Origin of the sequence: Allobosea sp. CS1GBMeth4 (assembly GCF_900185715.1) — a bacterium.
Lineage (GTDB): Bacteria > Pseudomonadota > Alphaproteobacteria > Rhizobiales > Beijerinckiaceae > Allobosea.
Window position 1 is genome coordinate 1 of record NZ_FYAS01000045.1, and the last position, 16,719, is coordinate 16,719.

General features: G+C 69.6%; 14 protein-coding genes and 1 pseudogene. 6 read left to right on the top strand and 9 right to left on the bottom strand.

Annotated features, from left to right (window positions below; all coding sequences use genetic code 11):
- Window positions 1-396, bottom strand: a pseudogene (locus CS1GBM4_RS21995) (hypothetical protein); the annotation flags it as partial.
- Between the two features lie 17 nt (window positions 397-413).
- The gene (locus tag CS1GBM4_RS22000; RefSeq protein WP_186420905.1) at window positions 414-2,189 is read right to left on the bottom strand and encodes a PAS domain-containing sensor histidine kinase; all 1,776 of its coding nucleotides are present in this window, start codon (window positions 2,187-2,189) and stop codon (window positions 414-416) included.
- 381 nt (window positions 2,190-2,570) lie between these two features.
- On the opposite strand from CS1GBM4_RS22000, the gene CS1GBM4_RS22005 reads away from it, so the two are divergent.
- Both CS1GBM4_RS22005 and CS1GBM4_RS22010 read left to right on the top strand, forming a co-directional pair.
- The gene (locus CS1GBM4_RS22005; protein WP_186420906.1) at window positions 2,571-2,852 is read left to right on the top strand and encodes a hypothetical protein; all 282 of its coding nucleotides are present in this window, start codon (window positions 2,571-2,573) and stop codon (window positions 2,850-2,852) included.
- 91 nt (window positions 2,853-2,943) lie between these two features.
- Window positions 2,944-3,369 (top strand): SufE family protein, encoded by a 426-nt coding sequence (locus CS1GBM4_RS22010; RefSeq protein WP_186420907.1) that lies wholly within the window; start codon window positions 2,944-2,946, stop codon window positions 3,367-3,369.
- A 13-nt stretch (window positions 3,370-3,382) separates the two neighbouring features.
- Here the strand turns inward: CS1GBM4_RS22010 and CS1GBM4_RS22015 are convergent, their stop codons facing one another.
- The 3 genes from CS1GBM4_RS22015 to CS1GBM4_RS22025 all read right to left on the bottom strand — a co-directional run bounded on the left by CS1GBM4_RS22015 (window position 3,383) and on the right by CS1GBM4_RS22025 (window position 5,183).
- Window positions 3,383-4,186, bottom strand: a complete 804-nt coding sequence (locus CS1GBM4_RS22015; protein ID WP_186420908.1) for a DUF6456 domain-containing protein — start codon at window positions 4,184-4,186, stop codon at window positions 3,383-3,385.
- Window positions 4,183-4,554, bottom strand: a complete 372-nt coding sequence (locus tag CS1GBM4_RS22020; protein ID WP_244607350.1) for a helix-turn-helix domain-containing protein — start codon at window positions 4,552-4,554, stop codon at window positions 4,183-4,185. Before CS1GBM4_RS22020 ends, CS1GBM4_RS22015 begins: the two co-directional genes overlap by 4 nt.
- Window positions 4,555-4,766: 212 nt before the next feature.
- Window positions 4,767-5,183, bottom strand: coding sequence for a MucR family transcriptional regulator (locus tag CS1GBM4_RS22025; RefSeq protein ID WP_186420909.1), 417 nt, complete (start codon window positions 5,181-5,183; stop codon window positions 4,767-4,769).
- A 398-nt stretch (window positions 5,184-5,581) separates the two neighbouring features.
- Here CS1GBM4_RS22025 and CS1GBM4_RS22030 point away from each other — a divergent pair, with 398 nt between their 5' ends.
- Window positions 5,582-7,723 (top strand): S9 family peptidase, encoded by a 2,142-nt coding sequence (locus tag CS1GBM4_RS22030; protein ID WP_186420910.1) that lies wholly within the window; start codon window positions 5,582-5,584, stop codon window positions 7,721-7,723.
- A 73-nt stretch (window positions 7,724-7,796) separates the two neighbouring features.
- Here the strand turns inward: CS1GBM4_RS22030 and CS1GBM4_RS22035 are convergent, their stop codons facing one another.
- A complete protein-coding gene (locus CS1GBM4_RS22035) occupies window positions 7,797-9,236 on the bottom strand; it encodes a hypothetical protein (RefSeq protein WP_186420911.1) in 1,440 nt (479 codons plus the stop codon).
- A 281-nt stretch (window positions 9,237-9,517) separates the two neighbouring features.
- Here CS1GBM4_RS22035 and CS1GBM4_RS22040 point away from each other — a divergent pair, with 281 nt between their 5' ends.
- Window positions 9,518-10,117 (top strand): superoxide dismutase, encoded by a 600-nt coding sequence (locus tag CS1GBM4_RS22040; protein ID WP_186420912.1) that lies wholly within the window; start codon window positions 9,518-9,520, stop codon window positions 10,115-10,117.
- A gap of 63 nt (window positions 10,118-10,180) precedes the next feature.
- On the opposite strand, the gene CS1GBM4_RS22045 is transcribed toward CS1GBM4_RS22040, so the two are convergent.
- Together CS1GBM4_RS22045 and CS1GBM4_RS22050 are read right to left on the bottom strand one after the other, a co-directional pair.
- On the bottom strand, window positions 10,181-11,890 hold the full coding sequence (locus CS1GBM4_RS22045; RefSeq protein WP_186420913.1) for a HAMP domain-containing methyl-accepting chemotaxis protein: 1,710 nt from the start codon (window positions 11,888-11,890) through the stop codon (window positions 10,181-10,183).
- A gap of 116 nt (window positions 11,891-12,006) precedes the next feature.
- Entirely contained in the window at window positions 12,007-12,846 is an 840-nt protein-coding gene (locus CS1GBM4_RS22050; RefSeq protein ID WP_186420914.1) for a ChbG/HpnK family deacetylase, read from the bottom strand.
- A gap of 83 nt (window positions 12,847-12,929) precedes the next feature.
- Between CS1GBM4_RS22050 and CS1GBM4_RS22055 the strand changes: the two genes are divergently transcribed.
- On the top strand, window positions 12,930-13,979 hold the full coding sequence (locus CS1GBM4_RS22055; RefSeq protein ID WP_186420915.1) for a glycosyltransferase family 2 protein: 1,050 nt from the start codon (window positions 12,930-12,932) through the stop codon (window positions 13,977-13,979).
- A gap of 183 nt (window positions 13,980-14,162) precedes the next feature.
- Window positions 14,163-15,689, top strand: a complete 1,527-nt coding sequence (gene murJ / locus CS1GBM4_RS22060) for a murein biosynthesis integral membrane protein MurJ (RefSeq protein ID WP_186420916.1) — start codon at window positions 14,163-14,165, stop codon at window positions 15,687-15,689.
- 64 nt (window positions 15,690-15,753) lie between these two features.
- Here the strand turns inward: murJ and CS1GBM4_RS22065 are convergent, their stop codons facing one another.
- Window positions 15,754-16,620 (bottom strand): branched-chain amino acid aminotransferase, encoded by an 867-nt coding sequence (locus CS1GBM4_RS22065; protein WP_186420917.1) that lies wholly within the window; start codon window positions 16,618-16,620, stop codon window positions 15,754-15,756.
- Between the last annotated feature and the right edge of the window lie 99 nt (window positions 16,621-16,719).

The following is a 16,719-nucleotide window of genomic DNA, read 5'->3' on the forward strand; positions in this document are numbered from 1 at the left end:
CGGCGGACGCGGCGCCGCCTCGCGAGCGGCCGGCGCCAGGGTGCCGGGCCGGGCCGGCGGCATCACCGCCTGCAGGGCCGGCCCGCCCGAGCTCGACGGCTCGGCGACGGCAGGCGTCTCGGCCCGCCGCGTCTCCGCCGGACGAGCGGCCGACTGCGAAGGCGGCGACAGCATCGGCGCCGGATGGCGGCCCTTCTGGAACAGGACCGCATTCAGGACGATCAGCACCGAGACCGCCGCGAAGAGCAACACGACGAAACCGCGCCCCGGGCGCCGGGCGAACCAGCGCAGGAACCGCGCCAGCAGCGATGGCGCGGCGCGCCGGCCGGCGGGGCGACGGGCGGGGATGGACAGCGTCGCATCGGAGCGGGCGCGGGCGGCGAGCGTGGCTGACATCGGTCTTCAACTCTCGGTCAGGCGGTCAGGCGAATGGGTTGTTTGGTTTCGAGCCCGCGGCGCGGCGCGCGGGCGAAGGTCGCGATCCGGGCCGGCTCGCTCGCTGCGGAGACGCCGCCGACCGGCAGGCGGACCCCGACACGGGTGCCGACGCCGGGCGCACTCTCGATGGTGAGCGTGCCGCCATGCAGGCCGACCAGGCCACGCACCACCGACAGGCCGAGGCCAGTGCCGTCATGGCCGCGATCATAGGAGGACTTGGCCTGGAAGAAGGGGTCGCCCAGCCGCGGCAGGTCCGCCGCCGCGATGCCGATGCCGGTATCCGAGACGGACAGGTCGATCATACCGCCGTCACGCACCAGGGCGAGCGTGACGCGGCCGCCGGCCGGCGTGAACTTGATCGCGTTCGACAGCAGGTTGAGCATCACCTGCTTGAGGGCCCGCCTGTCGCCGAGCAGGGGCGGCAGCTCCGGCCCGATGACGCGCTCGAGCGCGACCGCGCCGGCCTTGGCCTTGAGCGCGACGACGTTGCAGCAATCCTCGGCGAGCTCGGCCATGTCGAGGGCGTCCTGCTCGATCGACATCGCCCCGCTCTCGATCTTCGAGACGTCGAGCAGGGTGTTGACCACATCGAGCAGGTGCTGGCCGGAATCGTGGATGATCCTGGCGTATTCCTGGCGTTGCGCCGGGCTGAAGGTGGCGCCCAGATCGCTCCCCAGCATTTCCGAGAAGCCGATGATGGCGTTGAGCGGAGTGCGCAGCTCATGGCTGACGGTCGCCAGGAACTGGCCCTTGACGTCGCTCGCCTTGACCGCCTCGGCGTGGGTCCGCTCACGCTCCTCGTCGACGGCATGCCGGTCGGTCACGTCGCGGCTGACGCAGACGACGGCGGCGCCGCCCCGCGTCCCGGCCTGCTCGATGCGCCGGGCGCTGAGATCGAGCCAGCGCACGACCGGGCTCGCCGGCAGCTCGGCGCCGACGCCGGCCGGGACGAACAGGACGCGGAAGCAGGCGCTGGCCCGGCCGGGACCGTGCGCGGCGTCGTTCAGCGCTTTCAGGAAGAGCGGCCGGTCGGCGATGTGGACGCGCTCGAACAGGCCACGGCCGAAGAGCTGGCCCGGTTCCGCGCCGGTCAGGCCGCGAGCAGCCTCGTTGGCGAAGACGACGGAGCCCGCCGCATCATGCCAGGTGACGAGGTCGCCGACATGCTCGAGCATCAGCCGCGCGCGCGCATCAGAGGCGCGATGCTCGCGCAGCTCGTCGTCGCGGCGATGGAGGAAGCCGGCCGTGATCAGGGTCGCATGCAGGATCGCGACGGCCGACAGGGCAGGCATCGCCTGCCAGGCCCAGGCCGCCGGCTCGCCGATCGCGCCGGCGGCCTGAAGAGCGACGACGGCGCCCAGACCGATCGCCGCGATCACGGCGGCGCGCGCCACATGGAGCCGCGAACCGAAGAACAGGGCTTCGGCCGGGATCGCGGCGAGCCAGAGCAGCATCGGCGACGCCGCTCCGCCGGTCATGCAGGCGAGCGAGCCGATCAGCAGCATCATGGCCGCACCCGAGAGTCCATGGGCGAGGTCGAGGCGGCCCGTCCGCGAGAGAAGGAAGATCGCCAGCAGAGGAAGCGCCATCGCGACGATGACGAGGAGCTCGAGCGCCCCGACGCGACCGCGCCAGGCGACATAGGCCGGGACCAGGCTGAGCGCGATGGTCGAGGCGGCAAGTCTCGTCAGCATGAAGCGCTCGTGACGCATGCGCTCGAGCGAATCGGCCAGCGCCGATGGATGAACCATCGCCGCGACCTGCGCCCTGACCGCCGTCCTCAAACTGGAAAACCGCAAACGCGCACCTCTGCCGGATCTCGGCGCTTTCGCCTCGCCTTCTTGTCCCGATCCTCGCGTCTGCCGTTTAAGCGGGGCTTAAAGAGCCCCGGGCCGCGACATGCCGAGGAGCGGCCCGGCAACCAGAAGAGATCTTGTTTTGCAATGGCTTGCGCCGGCATCGCAGGCTGTCCGGAAGGCAAGCGGTTGTTGCCGGCAAGGTGAACGGAAGCTGAAGACGATCCGTCGGCTTCGATTCAAATCGACGCTTTCGGGAACACCGGATCTTTCGACCCATGCGCTAGGGTCAGGGCATTCACGGGCTGGGGAGCCTGTAACGGCACGGGGGCGAGCATGGCCTATCTTCTGCGCAGCCTCGCGATCGTCGGCGTGATCGCGCTGAATTCGCCCGTGCACGGCACGAAGACCGAGCCGGATGCGCTGACCATCGACGCCGCGGCCGCGATCGCGGTTCTCGCCAGGATCGATCCGAAGGCCGCGTTGCAAGGTGCGGCCAGCCTGCGCGAGGCGGCCGAGGTGCTCGCCGGGCTGGAACCCGAGACCCGCGCCCGGGTCCTCGCACTCGCCGCAAGCGCCGCGGCCAGGAGCGACGAGGCCCGGCCGCGACAGCGCTGACGCTTGACCTCGCCGCGCGGGCGGCCGAAGAGGCTCGCCAGCGCCGCCCACCGGCGGCGGCAGGATGGGGCCGGAGCCGGAAGCGCAGGTCATGAGCGAAAGCCTCGACGAGATCGTCGCCAATTTCGAGCTGCTCGACGAGTGGGACGACCGCTATCGCTATCTGATCGAGCTCGGGCGCAGCCTCGCGCCGCTGCCCGAGGAGGCGCATAGCGACGCCAACAAGGTACGCGGCTGCGCCAGCCAGGTCTGGCTCGAGACCCGCATCGAGGGGGAGCCCGGAGAGACCAGGCGCCTTCATTTCCGCGGCGACAGCGACGCCCATATCGTGCGCGGCCTGGTCGCGCTCGCCATCGCCATCCACTCCGGACACACGGCCCAGGAGATCCTGGCCACCGACGCCTTCGCGATCTACGAGCGGCTCGGACTGGCGGCTCATCTGACGCCGCAGCGCTCCAACGGCGTGCGCGCCATGATGGAGCGGATCAAGAGCGACGCTCGCGCCGCGCTCGGCTGACGCGCCGGCGCGATCAGCCGGCGTCCGGGCCGCGTGGCGGGAACGCTGGCCGCGCATCCGAGGCGAGCCATGCATCATGGCGGCTCCCGCGGCCGTTCGGCCGCCCGCCCAGGCCGTAATGCTCGGCGAGCGCCGAGAGCGCCAGGCGCAGCACGACCTTGGCGGAACGGGCCGGCCATTTGCGCTCGCGCTCGACCTGATCGAGTCCCTTGAGGAAACCGCAGACATCGATCGCCAGGCCGGAAAGCTCCGGGCCGAGCCGCTTGCAGGCGTTGCGCACGCGCTGGCGCGCCGCCAGGCTGGAATCGGATGCCTCGGCCGGCCCACGCGCCGGCGCATGCGTGCCGGCGGCGAGGCCGGCATCCCAGTTGACCGTCACCCGCGGCAGCATCTGCGCCAGGGTCAGGTCGGCCCGGAAACGCTCGCCGGCGGCGAACTCGGCCGCCGAGATCTGCGGCGCGCCATCCTTGCCGGGACGGCGGTGGAGCCAGAGCAGCGGGCTCTCGCGCTCGTCGAGGACGACCTGTTGCGCCTGCCCATCGGCCATCACGACCGTGGTCGCACGCGGCCTTTCGGCCTCCGCCAGGCGCAGCAGACGCTTCCCGCCCTCGACGCACCAGGCCGCGAAGCCGGCGGCGACGAGGGCCTCGGCCTCCGGCGCCGGTGCATAGCCCGCGCCCAGCGTCGTGCCGGCGTGGCGACGGTAAAGGGCGATGCGGCCGCAACCGATCGGCGAGGCGATCGCATAGGCGCCGGGTCTGCTGAGGTGCCGCAGCAGGCGCGAGGGCGCCTCGGTCCGATCATCGGTCCCGCTCATCGTGCCATCTCCACCAGCGGCTCGGCCTCGAACCCGAGTGCGAGGCTCATCAGCCCGGCCTCCAGGGCCCCGACGGCGAGATCGAAAGCGGGCCGGTCACGCCGGTCCTCGATCAGCGCGCACGCGTGACGGACGGTGGTCCGATCACGCTCGAAGCAGCAGCCCACCTGCGTCATCGTCAGGCCGAAGACGACATGGGCGAGATACATCGCCATCTGCCGGGCGAAAGCGACACTGCGTGTTCCGCCGCGCTCTCGTCGCAGCGCCGCCGCCGGGACCCGGAGCGCGCCGCAGGCGGCGGCCTCGGCCAGCCGCGCGACGGCGCGGCGATGCATCGCATCAGACCGCTTGGCAATCAGTTTGTTCATGCTATGTTCCATTGCGAGCGCCGCCCTGCCCAACTCAACCGCGAAGATCGAATTAGGGTTATATTCCTATACTCGAAATGGCAAGCGCGTTCCGCTTCCCTGTGACAGGCTCCTGACAGATTTGGGTGGCCGGCCAGGGCGCACGAAAAAAGCCGCCGGCAGAACCGGCGGCCTTGTCGGCCGGCGATGGTGCCGGCGGGACCTGCGGCAGGTCAGCGGCGCTTGCGACGCTGCTGGCCCAGGCCCATCTTCTTTGCCAGCTGCGAGCGCGCTTCGGCATAGTTCGGCGCGACCATCGGGTAGTCGGGCGGCAGACCCCACTTCTCGCGATACTGCTCGGGCGACATGTTGTACTGCGTGCGCAGATGGCGCTTCAGCGACTTGAACTTCTTCCCGTCCTCGAGGCAGATCAGATAATCTGCCGTGATCGACTTCTTCACCGCAACGGCCGGCTTCGGCGCCTCGACCGGGGCAACCGGCGCTGCGCCGCCGACGACGCGATTGAGTGCAGCGTGGACATCGTTGATCAGCGCCGGCAAATCGGACGCGGGAACGGAATTGTTCGACACGTAGGCGGAAACGATATCTGCCGTCAGCTCGATGAAATCGGCACCGTCTTGGTCAGCCATGATGGCGTTGCTCCATTGTTATCTTGACCGGTCATAGCGATGACTGCGCCAGCTCTGTTTCCAGGCGCGAGCGCCCTCCCTGATCTCCGCCGACGGATGGTCGAATCTCCACCGGAATAGAATCATGCAAAACGGACCAGCCGGAACTCGTCTAAGCCATACGCATCAATATCGCAAGTGCCTTGACAAGGATTCGAATACATTCGCTCTGCCGTATTATTGCTGATTTTGCGGACCGAAATCGTAACCAATGCGCTTTCGGTTGCAGCATTTGCGCCACAAGGTTGTCCTTGTCAGTGTCGGCACCGACCTCTACCTGTCGTCACCGGCAGGAGGAAGCGTTCCTGACCGGGACCTCGTCTTTTTCGAAGCGGTCAAATCAAGCCTGGAGACCACGCATGACTAGCCAGCGCAGGGTCACCGCCCCGCCGGTCCCCGCCATCCGTCCGCAGAGCCGCGTCGTGCACGGCGTCGCACTGATCGACGATTACGCCTGGCTGCGGGCCGAGAACTGGCGGGACGTGCTGCGCGATCCGGAGGCGCTTCCCGCGGAGATCCGGGCGCATATCGAGGCGGAAAACGCCTGGTGCGACAAGCTGATGGCGCCGACGCGGGCGCTCCAGCGCACGCTCGTCAAGGAAATGCGCGGACGGATCAAGGAGGACGACAGCGAGCCGCCGCAGCCGGATGGGCCGTTCCTCTATTACAGCCGTTATCGACGCGGCGGCGAGCACCCGCTGATCTGCCGCAAGCCGCGCCGGGGCAAGGGCGACGAGGCCGGCCGCGAGCAGATCATGCTCGATGCCGACGCCCTGTCCGAAGGGAAGGAGTTCTTCGATCTCGGCGACGCCGAGCACAGCCCGGACCATCGCCTGCTCGCCTGGAGCGCCGACGAGGCCGGGTCCGAGCTCTACCTGATCCGGATCCGCGACCTCGCCACCGGCGAAGACCTGCCCGACGCGATCGCCGAGACATCCGGCGAGATGATCTGGGCCGCCGATTCCCGCGCCTTCGTCTATGTCGCGCTCGACGCCGACCATCGGCCGACGCGGGTCCTGCGCCATCGGCTCGGTACGCCGCAGAGCGAGGACGAACTGCTTTACGAGGAGACCGATCCCGGCCTGTTCGCCGATATCGACCAGACGCAGTCGCGCCGCTTCCTGCTGATCTCCAGCAGCGACCACGAGACCTCGGAGGTCAGGCTGGTCGATCTCCAGGACGCGGCGGGCAGGCCGAGGCTGATCGCACCGCGGCAGACGGGCCGGCAATACAGCGTCGAACACCATGGCGACGAGCTGCTGATCCTGACCAATGCGGACGGGGCCGAAGACTTCAAGATCGTGCGCGCGCCACTGGCCGACCCGTCGCCGTCGAACTGGACCGATCTCGTGCCGCATGAGCGCGGCCGTCTCGTCCTCAGCCATCTTTGCCTCGCCGGCCGGTTGATCCGGCTGGAGCGGGAGGACGGCCTGCCGCGCATCGTCATACGCGACCTCAGTAGCGGGGCGGAGGCCAGCATCGCCTTCGCCGAGGAAGCCTATGGGCTCGGCATCGACGCCGGCTACGAGTTCGAGACCGACCGGCTGCGCTTCATCTACGCCTCGATGGCGCGCCCGGCCGAGACCTACGATTACGACCTTGCGACCGGGGAGCGGGTGCTGGTGAAGCGCCAGGAGGTGCCCTCCGGCCACGATCCGGACGCCTATGTCGTGCGCCGCATCTTCGCCACGGCCGTGGACGGCGCCAAGATACCGGTCTCGCTGCTGCACCGGCGCGATCTGAAACGCGACGGCTCGGCGCCGTGCCTGCTCTACGGCTACGGCTCCTATGGCTCGGCGATGTCGGCCTCCTTCCGGACGCGGCCGCTCAGCCTGGTCGATCGCGGTTTCGTCTACGCCATCGCCCATATCCGCGGCGGCACGGACAAGGGCTGGGGCTGGTATCTCGACGGCAAGCGCCAGAACAAGCCCAACAGCTTCAGCGACTTCATCGCCGCCGGCGAGATGCTGGCGGCGGAGGGCTTCACCCGCCGCGGCCGCATCGTCGCCCAGGGCGGCAGCGCCGGCGGCATGCTGATGGGAGCGGTCGCCAATCTCGCGCCGGAGCTGTTCGCCGGCATCATCGCCGAGGTGCCCTTCGTCGACGTGCTCAACACCATCCTCGACGAGAGCCTGCCGCTGACGCCGATGGAGTGGCCGGAATGGGGCGACCCGATCCGCGACGAGGCGGCCTTCCGGACGATCCTGAGCTATTCGCCTTATGACAACGTCAAGGCGCAGGTCTATCCGCCGATCCTGGCGACGGGCGGGCTCACCGATCCGCGCGTCACCTATTGGGAGCCTGCGAAATGGGTGGCTCGCCTGCGCGCCAGGATGACCGGCGGCGGCCCGGTCATGCTGCACACGAACATGGACGCCGGCCATGCCGGCGCGGCGGGACGCTTCGACTCGCTCAAGGACACCGCCCTCGCCTATGCCTTCGCCATCGCGGCGGCGGCCGGCGACCTGAAGGCGGCCGGCAGGCCGGTCAGTTCGAGCTAGACACACTGAATCTGGACGGAATCCTCCAAATGCAGCGTGATCCAAAGCGAAGAGTGAGAGACGGATTCACCGATCAGATCGGTTCAATCTGATCGGATCCGGCCCTAGGCTCCAGCTTGTCCTTCTCGCTGGCGAGATAGGCCTTCAGCTCGTCCATCGAGGCGAAGGTGTAGTCGCCATCCGGGGTGCGGGCATGGATCGAGCCGTCGGCATACATGGTGAATTGCGTCTCGCCGACCTGATAGGCGCCGATCACGCCCTCCTCCGAGGCCGCCGGCGTCTGCTCCGGCCCGGTCTCCGAGACCGGCGCCGCCTCGTCCGCGGCTGACGGAGCGGCCTCGGCCGGGGCCGAGATCTCCGCCGGCTCGTCCGGCGTTTCGGCTTCGGGCGCGGCAGGCTCTTCGCCGGCCACGGCCGGCGCGGTCTCGGCTTCCGCAGCCGGCGCCTTGGCGGCCGCCTCGGTTTCGAGATCGGCCAGGGCGCTGGGGTCGCGCGGCTGGGTCACCGGCGGCCAGGGCCGCGGTGCTGCCCAGCCGCCGAAATCGGCGAGAGCATCGCGGTCGCGCCGCGGCGGCGCGATCTCCGGAGCGGACGGCGCATCGACGGCGCCGACGAGCTGCTCGCGCAGGGCGCTGAACTCGTCGCCGACGGAGGCGGCGGCTTCGCTTGCGGGGCGGTCGATGCGCGGCCACCACGGCCGGTCCTCCTCATCCGGCCCCGGCGTCGCAGCCTGTGTCGGCTCGACGCCGCCGACCGGCGCCTGCTCCGCCCTGGTCTCACTCACGGCTGCGTCAGCGAGCTCTCCCTTGCCGCTCGCGCCGTCATCGCCCGGGCGCGGCGCGGCGTCGCCGATGGCCGCGGGCTCGAGCGGCTCGCCCTCCTCGGCCGCGGCGGCCCGATCGATATCCTCGGGCTCGCGGCGCTCATCCGCCCTCACAGCCGCGGGAGCGTCGAGCGTCGCTGGCGCCGGCGGCAGCAGCCAGTCGTCGATCGTCTCGGCCGTCGCCGAGGGCGACGGCGGCTCCGCCTCAGCCGGGGCGTCGGCCGCCCGGACGTCATCGGTGCCGGACGTTTCCTGTGCATCCTCCGTAGCCGTCTCGGCCGGCTGCTCCTCGCTTCTCGCCGGACCGGTGAGCGCCCCGGCCAGCACTGCGGCACCGGCCCCTGCCGCGAGCGTGGTCGCGATGCCAACATGCCCCGTCTCGGGCTGGCGCTCCCGTTCGAGCGTGGGCTCAGCGCGCGCCGGCGCGACGTCCGCAGGTGGGCCAGGCTCATAGCGCGGCTCGACCGGAGCGGCAGTCGCCATGACGCCGCTGACCAGTGCCTTCAGCCGCCGGACCTCCGCGAGCACCACAGCGAGCGCGAGCAGGATCAAGCCTGCGATTGCAGCCAGAGCCCCGAGGATGACCTCGGTGAAGCCACGCTCCAGGACGAGATAAGGCCAACCATCGACGATGGCATAGGCGCCGCCCGCCAGCAGAGCGAGCCCGAGAACCACGAAAAGCCTGACCAACGCTTGCTCCTTTAAGGCTGGGCGAGCTGCGACAGCTTGCCGCCTCGGCAGTTAACCTATCGATACCATGCCGTATTGCCAACCGAACCACCCAGCCCGCCCAGCCGTTGCAACGCAGCCCCACCCTGCCGGAATTCTCCAGTCTCGGCGGTTGCCGCTGCGAGGCTGCGGGCTTAACTAACAGGCGAATGGCGGGTGTTCCGCCGGGCAGTCATTGCCCATGCGTTGCGTCGTTGCAGCCATTCTCACGTCGCGATTTCGACAGCCCAAGGAGAGGCCCTATGTCCTTTACCCTGCCCGATCTTCCTTACGCGCATGACGCCCTCCAGCCCTATATGTCGAAGGAGACGCTGGAGTACCATCACGACAAGCACCATCTGGCTTACGTCAACAACGGCAACAACGCGATCAAGGGCACGGAATTCGAGGGCAAGTCGCTCGAGGAGATCGTCAAGGGCTCCTACGGCAAGAACCCGGCCGTGTTCAACAATGCCGGCCAGCATTACAACCACCTCCACTTCTGGAAGTGGATGAAGCCGAACGGCGGCGGCAAGCTGCCCGGCGCGCTGGAGAAGGCGATCACGGAGTCCTTCGGCTCCGTCGACAAGTTCAAGGAAGACTTCGTCGCCGCCGGCGTCGGCCAGTTCGGCTCCGGCTGGGCCTGGCTCGAGGTCAAGGGCGGCAAGCTCGCCGTCAGCAAGACCCCGAACGGCGAGAGCCCGCTCGTCCATGGCGGCACGCCGATCCTCGGCGTCGACGTCTGGGAGCACTCCTACTACATCGACTACCGCAATCGTCGCCCGGACTATCTCAAGGCCTTCCTCGAGAACCTGGTGAACTGGGACTACGTCGCCGAGCTCTACGACGGCGCCAAGGCCTAAGCGCCGGATCGAGCGGACGGACAATACGGGGCCCTTCGGGGCCCCGTTTCGTTTGCGCCGGGGTCAGGCGGCCACGCGCTTCAGGAACTGGTCGACGGTCGAATCGAGCCGCATGGCCTGGGCCGAGACCTCGCCGGCCGCATGCCGGACCTGCTCGGCCGAACGCCCGGTCTCCTCGACGCTGTCGGCCAGCACGCTGAGGTCGCTGGAGACCGAGAGCGCGGAGGTGCTCGCCATGGCGACGCCGCTGGCGATCTCGCCGGTGGCGAGCGATTGCTGCTCGATCGAGGTCGCGACCGAATTGGCGAAGTTCTCGATCGCGCCCATCCGGCTGGCGATGTTCTGGATCGCGTCGACGACCTCGGTCGTCGCCCCCTGGATGGCACCGACCTGGCTGACGATGCGGTCGGTGGCGTCGGCGGTCTGGGAGGCGAGGCTCTTCACCTCGGCCGCGACGACGGCGAAGCCGCGTCCCGCCTCGCCGGCACGGGCCGCCTCGATCGTGGCGTTGAGCGCGAGCAGATTGGTCTGGGCCGCGATGTCGCGGATCAGGCTCACCACCTCCCCGATCGCCCGCGCCGTCTCATCCAGCGCCTGGACGGAGCCCGCCGTGTCGCGGGACACCGAGGCGGCCTCGACGATCTCGGTCCGGACGCGGCGCACCTGGAACTCGACCTCGCGGATGGCCGCCCCCATCTCCTCGGCCGCCTGGGCGGCGCTCTCGACATTGGCCGATGCGCCCTGCGAATTCTGGGCGGCCCTGGCAGCGCGTTCCGACGACTCGGCCGCGACGCGCGCCAGACCGTCGGAGGCTTCTCCCATCCGGTCGGCATTGCTCTTGAATGCCTCGAGCGCGACCCCGACCTCGCCGCGGAACAGCGCGATCGCCTCCTCGATATGCTTCTGGTGGCGATGGCGCTCGGTGTCGGTCGCGAGCTGACGCTCCTGCAGCGTCGCACGCTCGGCGAGGCGCAGTTTCAGCACGCCGAGCGCACGCGCGATGGCGCCGATCTCGTCGTGCCGGCCCGTCGCATCGATCCGGGTATCGAGATTGCCGTCGGAGATGCCGACGATCGCCCGGGTCATGCTCTGCAGCGGCCGCATCGCCCGCGACAGCGAAAACCACAGCAGCGGTCCGAGAACGACGAGGACCGCGATACCGAGCCCGATCGTCAGAATCTGTTCCCAGGCGGCGCGCGCGATCAGCCGGCTCTTGTCGAAGCGCAGGGCGACATAGCCGATCTGCTTCTTGAAGCCGCCGACCTTCACGGCGAGCAGCTGCGTCACATAAGTCTGGTCCTCGAGCCGCAGCGTGCCCTGCTCGTCGAGCGCGCTCCAGGCGTCGCGTCCGATCAGCCGGCCGAGACCGGTCGGCGTGAGCGACAGTCGCGCCTCCTCGGTGCGGCCGGCAGTGGCGAGGGCGACGATGTCGTCGGCGATGATGCCGGCGTCGAAATCGGGATCGCGCTTCAGCGATTCGAGGATGTAGCTCAGGGTGATCGTGTCGCGCGCCAGGATCAGCGGCGGCGCGGCATGGGCGATCATCGCCGTCAGCGACATCATCTTCTGCTCGAGATCGCCGCGCGTCTTGCCCTCGTTGTAGCGGGCGGCGGCGATGACCACGAAGACGATGGCGACCGCCACGATGGCGACCGCCGCTCCGGCGATCTGGCTGCTGAGCGAGCGCATCACCGGTTCGACCTGGCCGACCTGCGGTATGGCCGCCGCCTGCGATCGCCGCGCCCGCGACTTCAACCAGGCCATCACGCTCATTATCGGCAGGCTCCAGACGTCGAGACCCGCGGATAGGCCGGGGCTTCCACGCACCAGCCTCCCCCATCAGGGTAAATATTCGCTTTCAGGCGGCGGATTCGCGATCGGATGCCGGCTCAGATCGTCCGGAGAGCGTCCTCCAGGCGGCCTATGCGCCAACCCGGCGGCGGCTCGAAAGCCATCAGCGCCGCATGTTCGAGCGGCCGCGTCGCGACGACGGGGTCGAGCGTCGCGAGCTCGTCGTCGACATGGCCGGGATGGCACATCACCAGATGCGCCCGCCCCGGCCGGACGAGGAAGGCCTGGAGATCGTCGGCGAAGGGCCGCTTTACGTCGAAGGGCGAGAAGCCGGCAAAGCCGCGATTGGTCGGAATGCCGCGCCGGGCCGCAGCGCGCCGCAGGCCGGCGGCGAGCCCGGCGACCGTCAGCGCCTTGCCGACGGCGACGCGGCGCGCCCGGATCGCCGCGACGGAATCGGAGGGATCGCGCAGATAGACCGAGCCTTGCGGATAGCGCCGGGCCACGGCGTCGAGCACGGCCCGGCGGATTCCGGGCAGGACATGCACGTGCTGATGGCCGTCGACGAAGTCGGGCTGCCGGCCGAGATGCCGCTCGAAGGCATCGAGCTGCCGGGCGACCTCGCCCGCGATCTCGCGACGCGCGGCACCCGAGCGCAGCGCAAGCGGTGCGAGCTCGCCGAGTTTCGGCAGCGCGCCGCGCGGCGCGACGGTCGGCATCGCCGAGAGCGGCGCCGCGCAGGTGAGGTTGAGGTGCAGGCCGAGATCGGCCTTGCCCGAGAACGCCGCAAGCTCGCCCGCCAGGTTCCGCCAGTGCGGCCGATTGGTCATCGCTCCCGTCGCGGAGAGCTTGCCGGCGGCGAGCAGCGTGAGGATCGAGCGGCTCACTCCCTCGGTCAAGGCGAAGTCGTCGGCGCAGAGCACGAAGCTGCGGGGCATGCCGGCTGTTGTCCTCTGTTCATCGGCGGTGATGTATGGAGCCGGCGGCTGGCCCTCCGCAAGGTCCCGGCCCCAGCCGAGCAATGAAGGTCCCGAACGCCTTGTCCGCGATTGCGTCCACCTCTCCCCCCGCCGCAGCAGCGTCCGGCACGCGGCCGGAGCTGTCCGTCGTGGTCCCGGTCTACAACGAGGCCGCCAACCTCGCCCCGCTGATCGAGCGGCTGAAGCCGGTGCTCGATGCTCAGGTCGCGTCCTGGGAGATCGTCTGCGTCGACGATGGCAGCCGCGACGGAACGCTGGCCGCGCTGCGCGCCCTGCATGCGCGGGACGGCCGGATCAACGCGATCTCTTTCAGCCGCAATTTCGGCAAGGAGGTCGCCATCGCCGCCGGGCTCGACCACGCCGACGGCAATGTCGTGGTCATCATGGACGCCGACCTGCAGCACCCTCCGGAGGTGATCCCGGCCTTCCTGGCGAAATGGCGCGAGGGCTTCCTCAACGTCTATGGCCAGCGCACCGACCGCGCCGGCGAAGGCCGGCTGAAGCGCAATTTCGCCAAGGCGTTCTACAGGCTGTTCGCCAGCTTCGGCGAGACCGAACTGCCGGAGGGCGCCGGCGACTTCCGCCTGCTCGACCGGCGCGTGGTCGAGGCGCTGCGGGCCCTGCCCGAGCGGGCCCGCTTCTCCAAGGGGCTCTACGCCTGGGTCGGCTTCCCGGCGACCGGCGTGCCGTTCGAGGTCGGCGAGCGCGCCCATGGCGAGAGCAAGTTCCGCTTCCGCAAGCTGTTCAGCTTCGCCTTCGACGGGCTCTCCTCCTTCTCGACCGTGCCGCTGAAGATCGCGACCTGGCTCGGGGTGCTGATCGCGATCGTCGCCACCTTGACCGGCCTGTACTTCATGGTCCGGACGCTGCTGTTTGGCACCGACCTGCCCGGCTTCCCGTCGCTGATCGTCTCGATCATGTTCTTCTCCGGCATCCAGCTGATCTCGCTCGGACTGATCGGCGAATATGTCGGGCGCATCTTCGCCGAGGTGAAGCGCCGGCCGCTCTATCTGGTGGGCGAGCGTGTCGGCTTCGCCAAGCACGACAGCGTCCATCCGCGCGGCGACGCGCTGCCGCCGCTGATCCGATAGCGCCGTCGTCGTCGCCATGCCCGGGCACGGCGAAGCCCTGCACCACCGAGGAAGCCTTCCCGGACCGCTTCGCTGCGCCCGCAGTGACGGGCGCGGCGGCGCGGCGCTGGACCATCTCCCGCGACGCAGCTATGCGGCTAGGCTCAGTCCGGCCTGCCGATCCCGGCGGCCCCGAGTGGCGCGATGCTGAGAAAGATCCTCTCCGTCAGCGGCTTCACGCTGCTCTCGCGGCTGTCCGGCTTCCTCCGCGACATCGTGCTCGCGGCCGCGCTCGGCGCCAGCGGGCTGATGGACGCTTTCTCGGTGGCGCTGCGCCTGCCCAACCATTTCCGTGCGGTCTTCGGCGAGGGTGCATTCAACCAGGCCTATATTCCGGCCTATAGCCGCATCCGCGAGCAATCGGGCGAGGCAGCCGCGGCGCAATTCTCCGATCGCGTCTTCTCGCTCAACCTCGCCGTCCAGCTCGTGCTGCTCGGGCTCGCCCTGCCGTTCATGCCCGAGCTGGTGCGGCTGCTGGCGCCCGGCTTCGTCGGCGATCCCGCCCGCTTCGACCTCGCCGTCGCGCTGACGCGGATCACCTTCCCCTATCTGCTCTTCGTCACCCTGGTGACGCTGCTTTCGGCCAATCTCAATGCCGTCGACCGGTTCGCTGCGGCGGCGGCGGCGCCGATCCTGCTGAACCTCTGCCTGATCGGCGCGCTCTTCACCGCCTTCCTGTTCCCGAGCGCGGCCCATGCCGCCGCCTGGGGCGTCGCCGCCGCCGGCGTGCTCGAATGGCTCCTGCTCTGGATCTCGGCGCGGCGGGCCGGCGTCTCGGCGGCACTGACGCGGCCGAGGCTCGACGGCGAGGTCCGGAGCTTCCTCAAAGCCTTCGGGCCGGCGGTGATCGGCTCGGCCGGCGTCCAGATCGCGCTCTTCGCCGACACCATCATCGCCTCGCTGCTGCCGGCCGGCGCCTATTCGGCGCTGTACTACGCCGAGCGGCTCTATCAGCTGCCGCTCGGCGTGATCGCGATCGGCGTCGGCACCGTGCTGCTGCCGACGATGAGCCGCGCCATCGCCGCGGGCAACGAGGCCGGGGCGGAAGCGGCGCAGAACCGGGCGATCGCGCTGACGCTGGTCGCAGCCGCTCCCTTCGCCGCCGCCTTCCTCGCCGTTCCCGAACTGATCGTGGCGGCCCTGTTCGAGCGCGGCCGCTTCGACGAGGCGGCGACGCAGGCCGCCGGCGCAGTGCTGTTCGCCTATGCGATCGGCCTGCCGGCGATCGTGCTGATCCGCGCCCAGGTCTCGAGCTTCCAGGCGCGGGGCGACACCACGACGCCGATGCTGGTCTCGCTCGCCGCCATCGTCGCCAATGTCGGGCTGAAGCTGCTGCTCTGGCGCAGCCATGGTGCGCCGGGCCTCGCCTTCGCCACCGCGGTCGGGGCCTGGATCAATCTCGGCGCCCTCTACGGGCTGGCGCTCAGGCGCGGCTGGACCAATCCCGATCGCGGCCTGCCGCTGCTGATCGTGATCGTCGGCGTCGCTGCGGGCATCGCCGCGCTGGTGGCGCGCCTGCTGGCCGAGCCGCTCTACGGCCTGCTCATCGCATTTCCCTACGAGCCGCGCCTGATCGCGCTCGGCCTGCTGAGCCTCGCCGCCGCCGGCATCTATGGCGCGGTCGCGCTCGGGGGGCTCAGATCGGCCGGGCTCTGGCGGCTGCTGCGGTAGGAGCGCCTCCCCCCGCGCGCAGCGGCGAGCCGCCGGACAGTCCGCTCGCCCGGCAGTTCGCGTCTCAGGCGCTCTTGCTGTGGGCGAAGTCCATGTAGAGTTCGCGCGCCTTGCGGAACATCGGGCCGGGCTGGAGTTCGCGGCCGTCGATGCGCGAGATCGGCATGACCTTGGAGTAGTTGCCCGAGGAGAAGATCTCGTCGGCCTGCTCGAAATCGGCGTAGCGCAGGGTCGTCTCCTCGACCGGCACGCCCGCACCGCGCAGCAGCGCGATCACGCGCTGGCGGGTGATGCCGTTGAGGAAGGTGCCGTTCGGAGCGGGCGTCTTCACCACGCCGTCCTTGGCGAGGAAGATATTGGAGGTGCCGGTCTCGGCGACATTGCCGAGCATGTCGAGCACGAGCGCGTTGTCGAAGCCCCTCGCCTTCGCCTCGCGCAGGATGCGGGCATTGTTGGGATAGAGGCAGCCGGCCTTGGAATCGGTCGGCATCGTCTCGAGCGTCGGGCGGCGATAGGCGCCCTTCGTCACGGTGAAGCCCTTGCCGGGGTCGCCCATCGCCGCCGCGAACAGGCAGAGGCAGAATTTGGTCGATTCCGGATCGCCCATGATGGTCGAGAGGCCGTCGGCCTCGGCCCAGTACATCGGCTTGACATAGAGCGCCGTTCCCGGCGCGAACTTCTTCACGCCCTCGCGGGTGCGCTCGATGATCTCCTCGGCCGAGACCGTCGCCTTGAGACCGAGCGCTTCGGCGGACCGGTTCACGCGGGCGGCGTGCCTGTCGATGTCGGGGGTGACGCCGTCGAAATGGCGAGCGCCGTCGAAGACCGTCGAGGACAGCCAGCTCGCATGGGTGCGCGGCCCCATGATGCCCGGATTGCCCTCGTGCCATTCGCCTTCGAACCAGGTCCAGGTTTGCGAATACCAGGCCATCATGCGCTCCGATCGGTCAGTGTTGCTGACCGGTACCGTCTGCCTGGGGCGGAGCGGCGTCAACATCGCCGCCCCCTGTCGGCGAACGATTGATGTGAT

Bases quoted from the DNA above. Each gene is read 5' to 3' on its own strand.
- CS1GBM4_RS22030 (WP_186420910.1), top strand. From the start codon at position 5,582: ATGACTAGCCAGCGCAGGGTCACCGCCCCGCCGGTCCCCGCCATCCGT.
- CS1GBM4_RS22015 (WP_186420908.1), bottom strand. From the start codon at position 4,186: ATGAGCGGGACCGATGATCGGACCGAGGCGCCCTCGCGCCTGCTGCGG.
- CS1GBM4_RS22020 (WP_244607350.1), bottom strand. From the start codon at position 4,554: ATGAACAAACTGATTGCCAAGCGGTCTGATGCGATGCATCGCCGCGCC.
- CS1GBM4_RS22000 (WP_186420905.1), bottom strand. From the start codon at position 2,189: ATGGTTCATCCATCGGCGCTGGCCGATTCGCTCGAGCGCATGCGTCAC.
- CS1GBM4_RS22005 (WP_186420906.1), top strand. From the start codon at position 2,571: ATGGCCTATCTTCTGCGCAGCCTCGCGATCGTCGGCGTGATCGCGCTG.
- CS1GBM4_RS22045 (WP_186420913.1), bottom strand. From the start codon at position 11,890: ATGAGCGTGATGGCCTGGTTGAAGTCGCGGGCGCGGCGATCGCAGGCG.
- CS1GBM4_RS22055 (WP_186420915.1), top strand. From the start codon at position 12,930: ATGAAGGTCCCGAACGCCTTGTCCGCGATTGCGTCCACCTCTCCCCCC.
- CS1GBM4_RS22040 (WP_186420912.1), top strand. From the start codon at position 9,518: ATGTCCTTTACCCTGCCCGATCTTCCTTACGCGCATGACGCCCTCCAG.
- CS1GBM4_RS22025 (WP_186420909.1), bottom strand. From the start codon at position 5,183: ATGGCTGACCAAGACGGTGCCGATTTCATCGAGCTGACGGCAGATATC.
- CS1GBM4_RS22050 (WP_186420914.1), bottom strand. From the start codon at position 12,846: ATGCCCCGCAGCTTCGTGCTCTGCGCCGACGACTTCGCCTTGACCGAG.
- CS1GBM4_RS22065 (WP_186420917.1), bottom strand. From the start codon at position 16,620: ATGGCCTGGTATTCGCAAACCTGGACCTGGTTCGAAGGCGAATGGCAC.
- CS1GBM4_RS22010 (WP_186420907.1), top strand. From the start codon at position 2,944: ATGAGCGAAAGCCTCGACGAGATCGTCGCCAATTTCGAGCTGCTCGAC.
- murJ (WP_186420916.1), top strand. From the start codon at position 14,163: ATGCTGAGAAAGATCCTCTCCGTCAGCGGCTTCACGCTGCTCTCGCGG.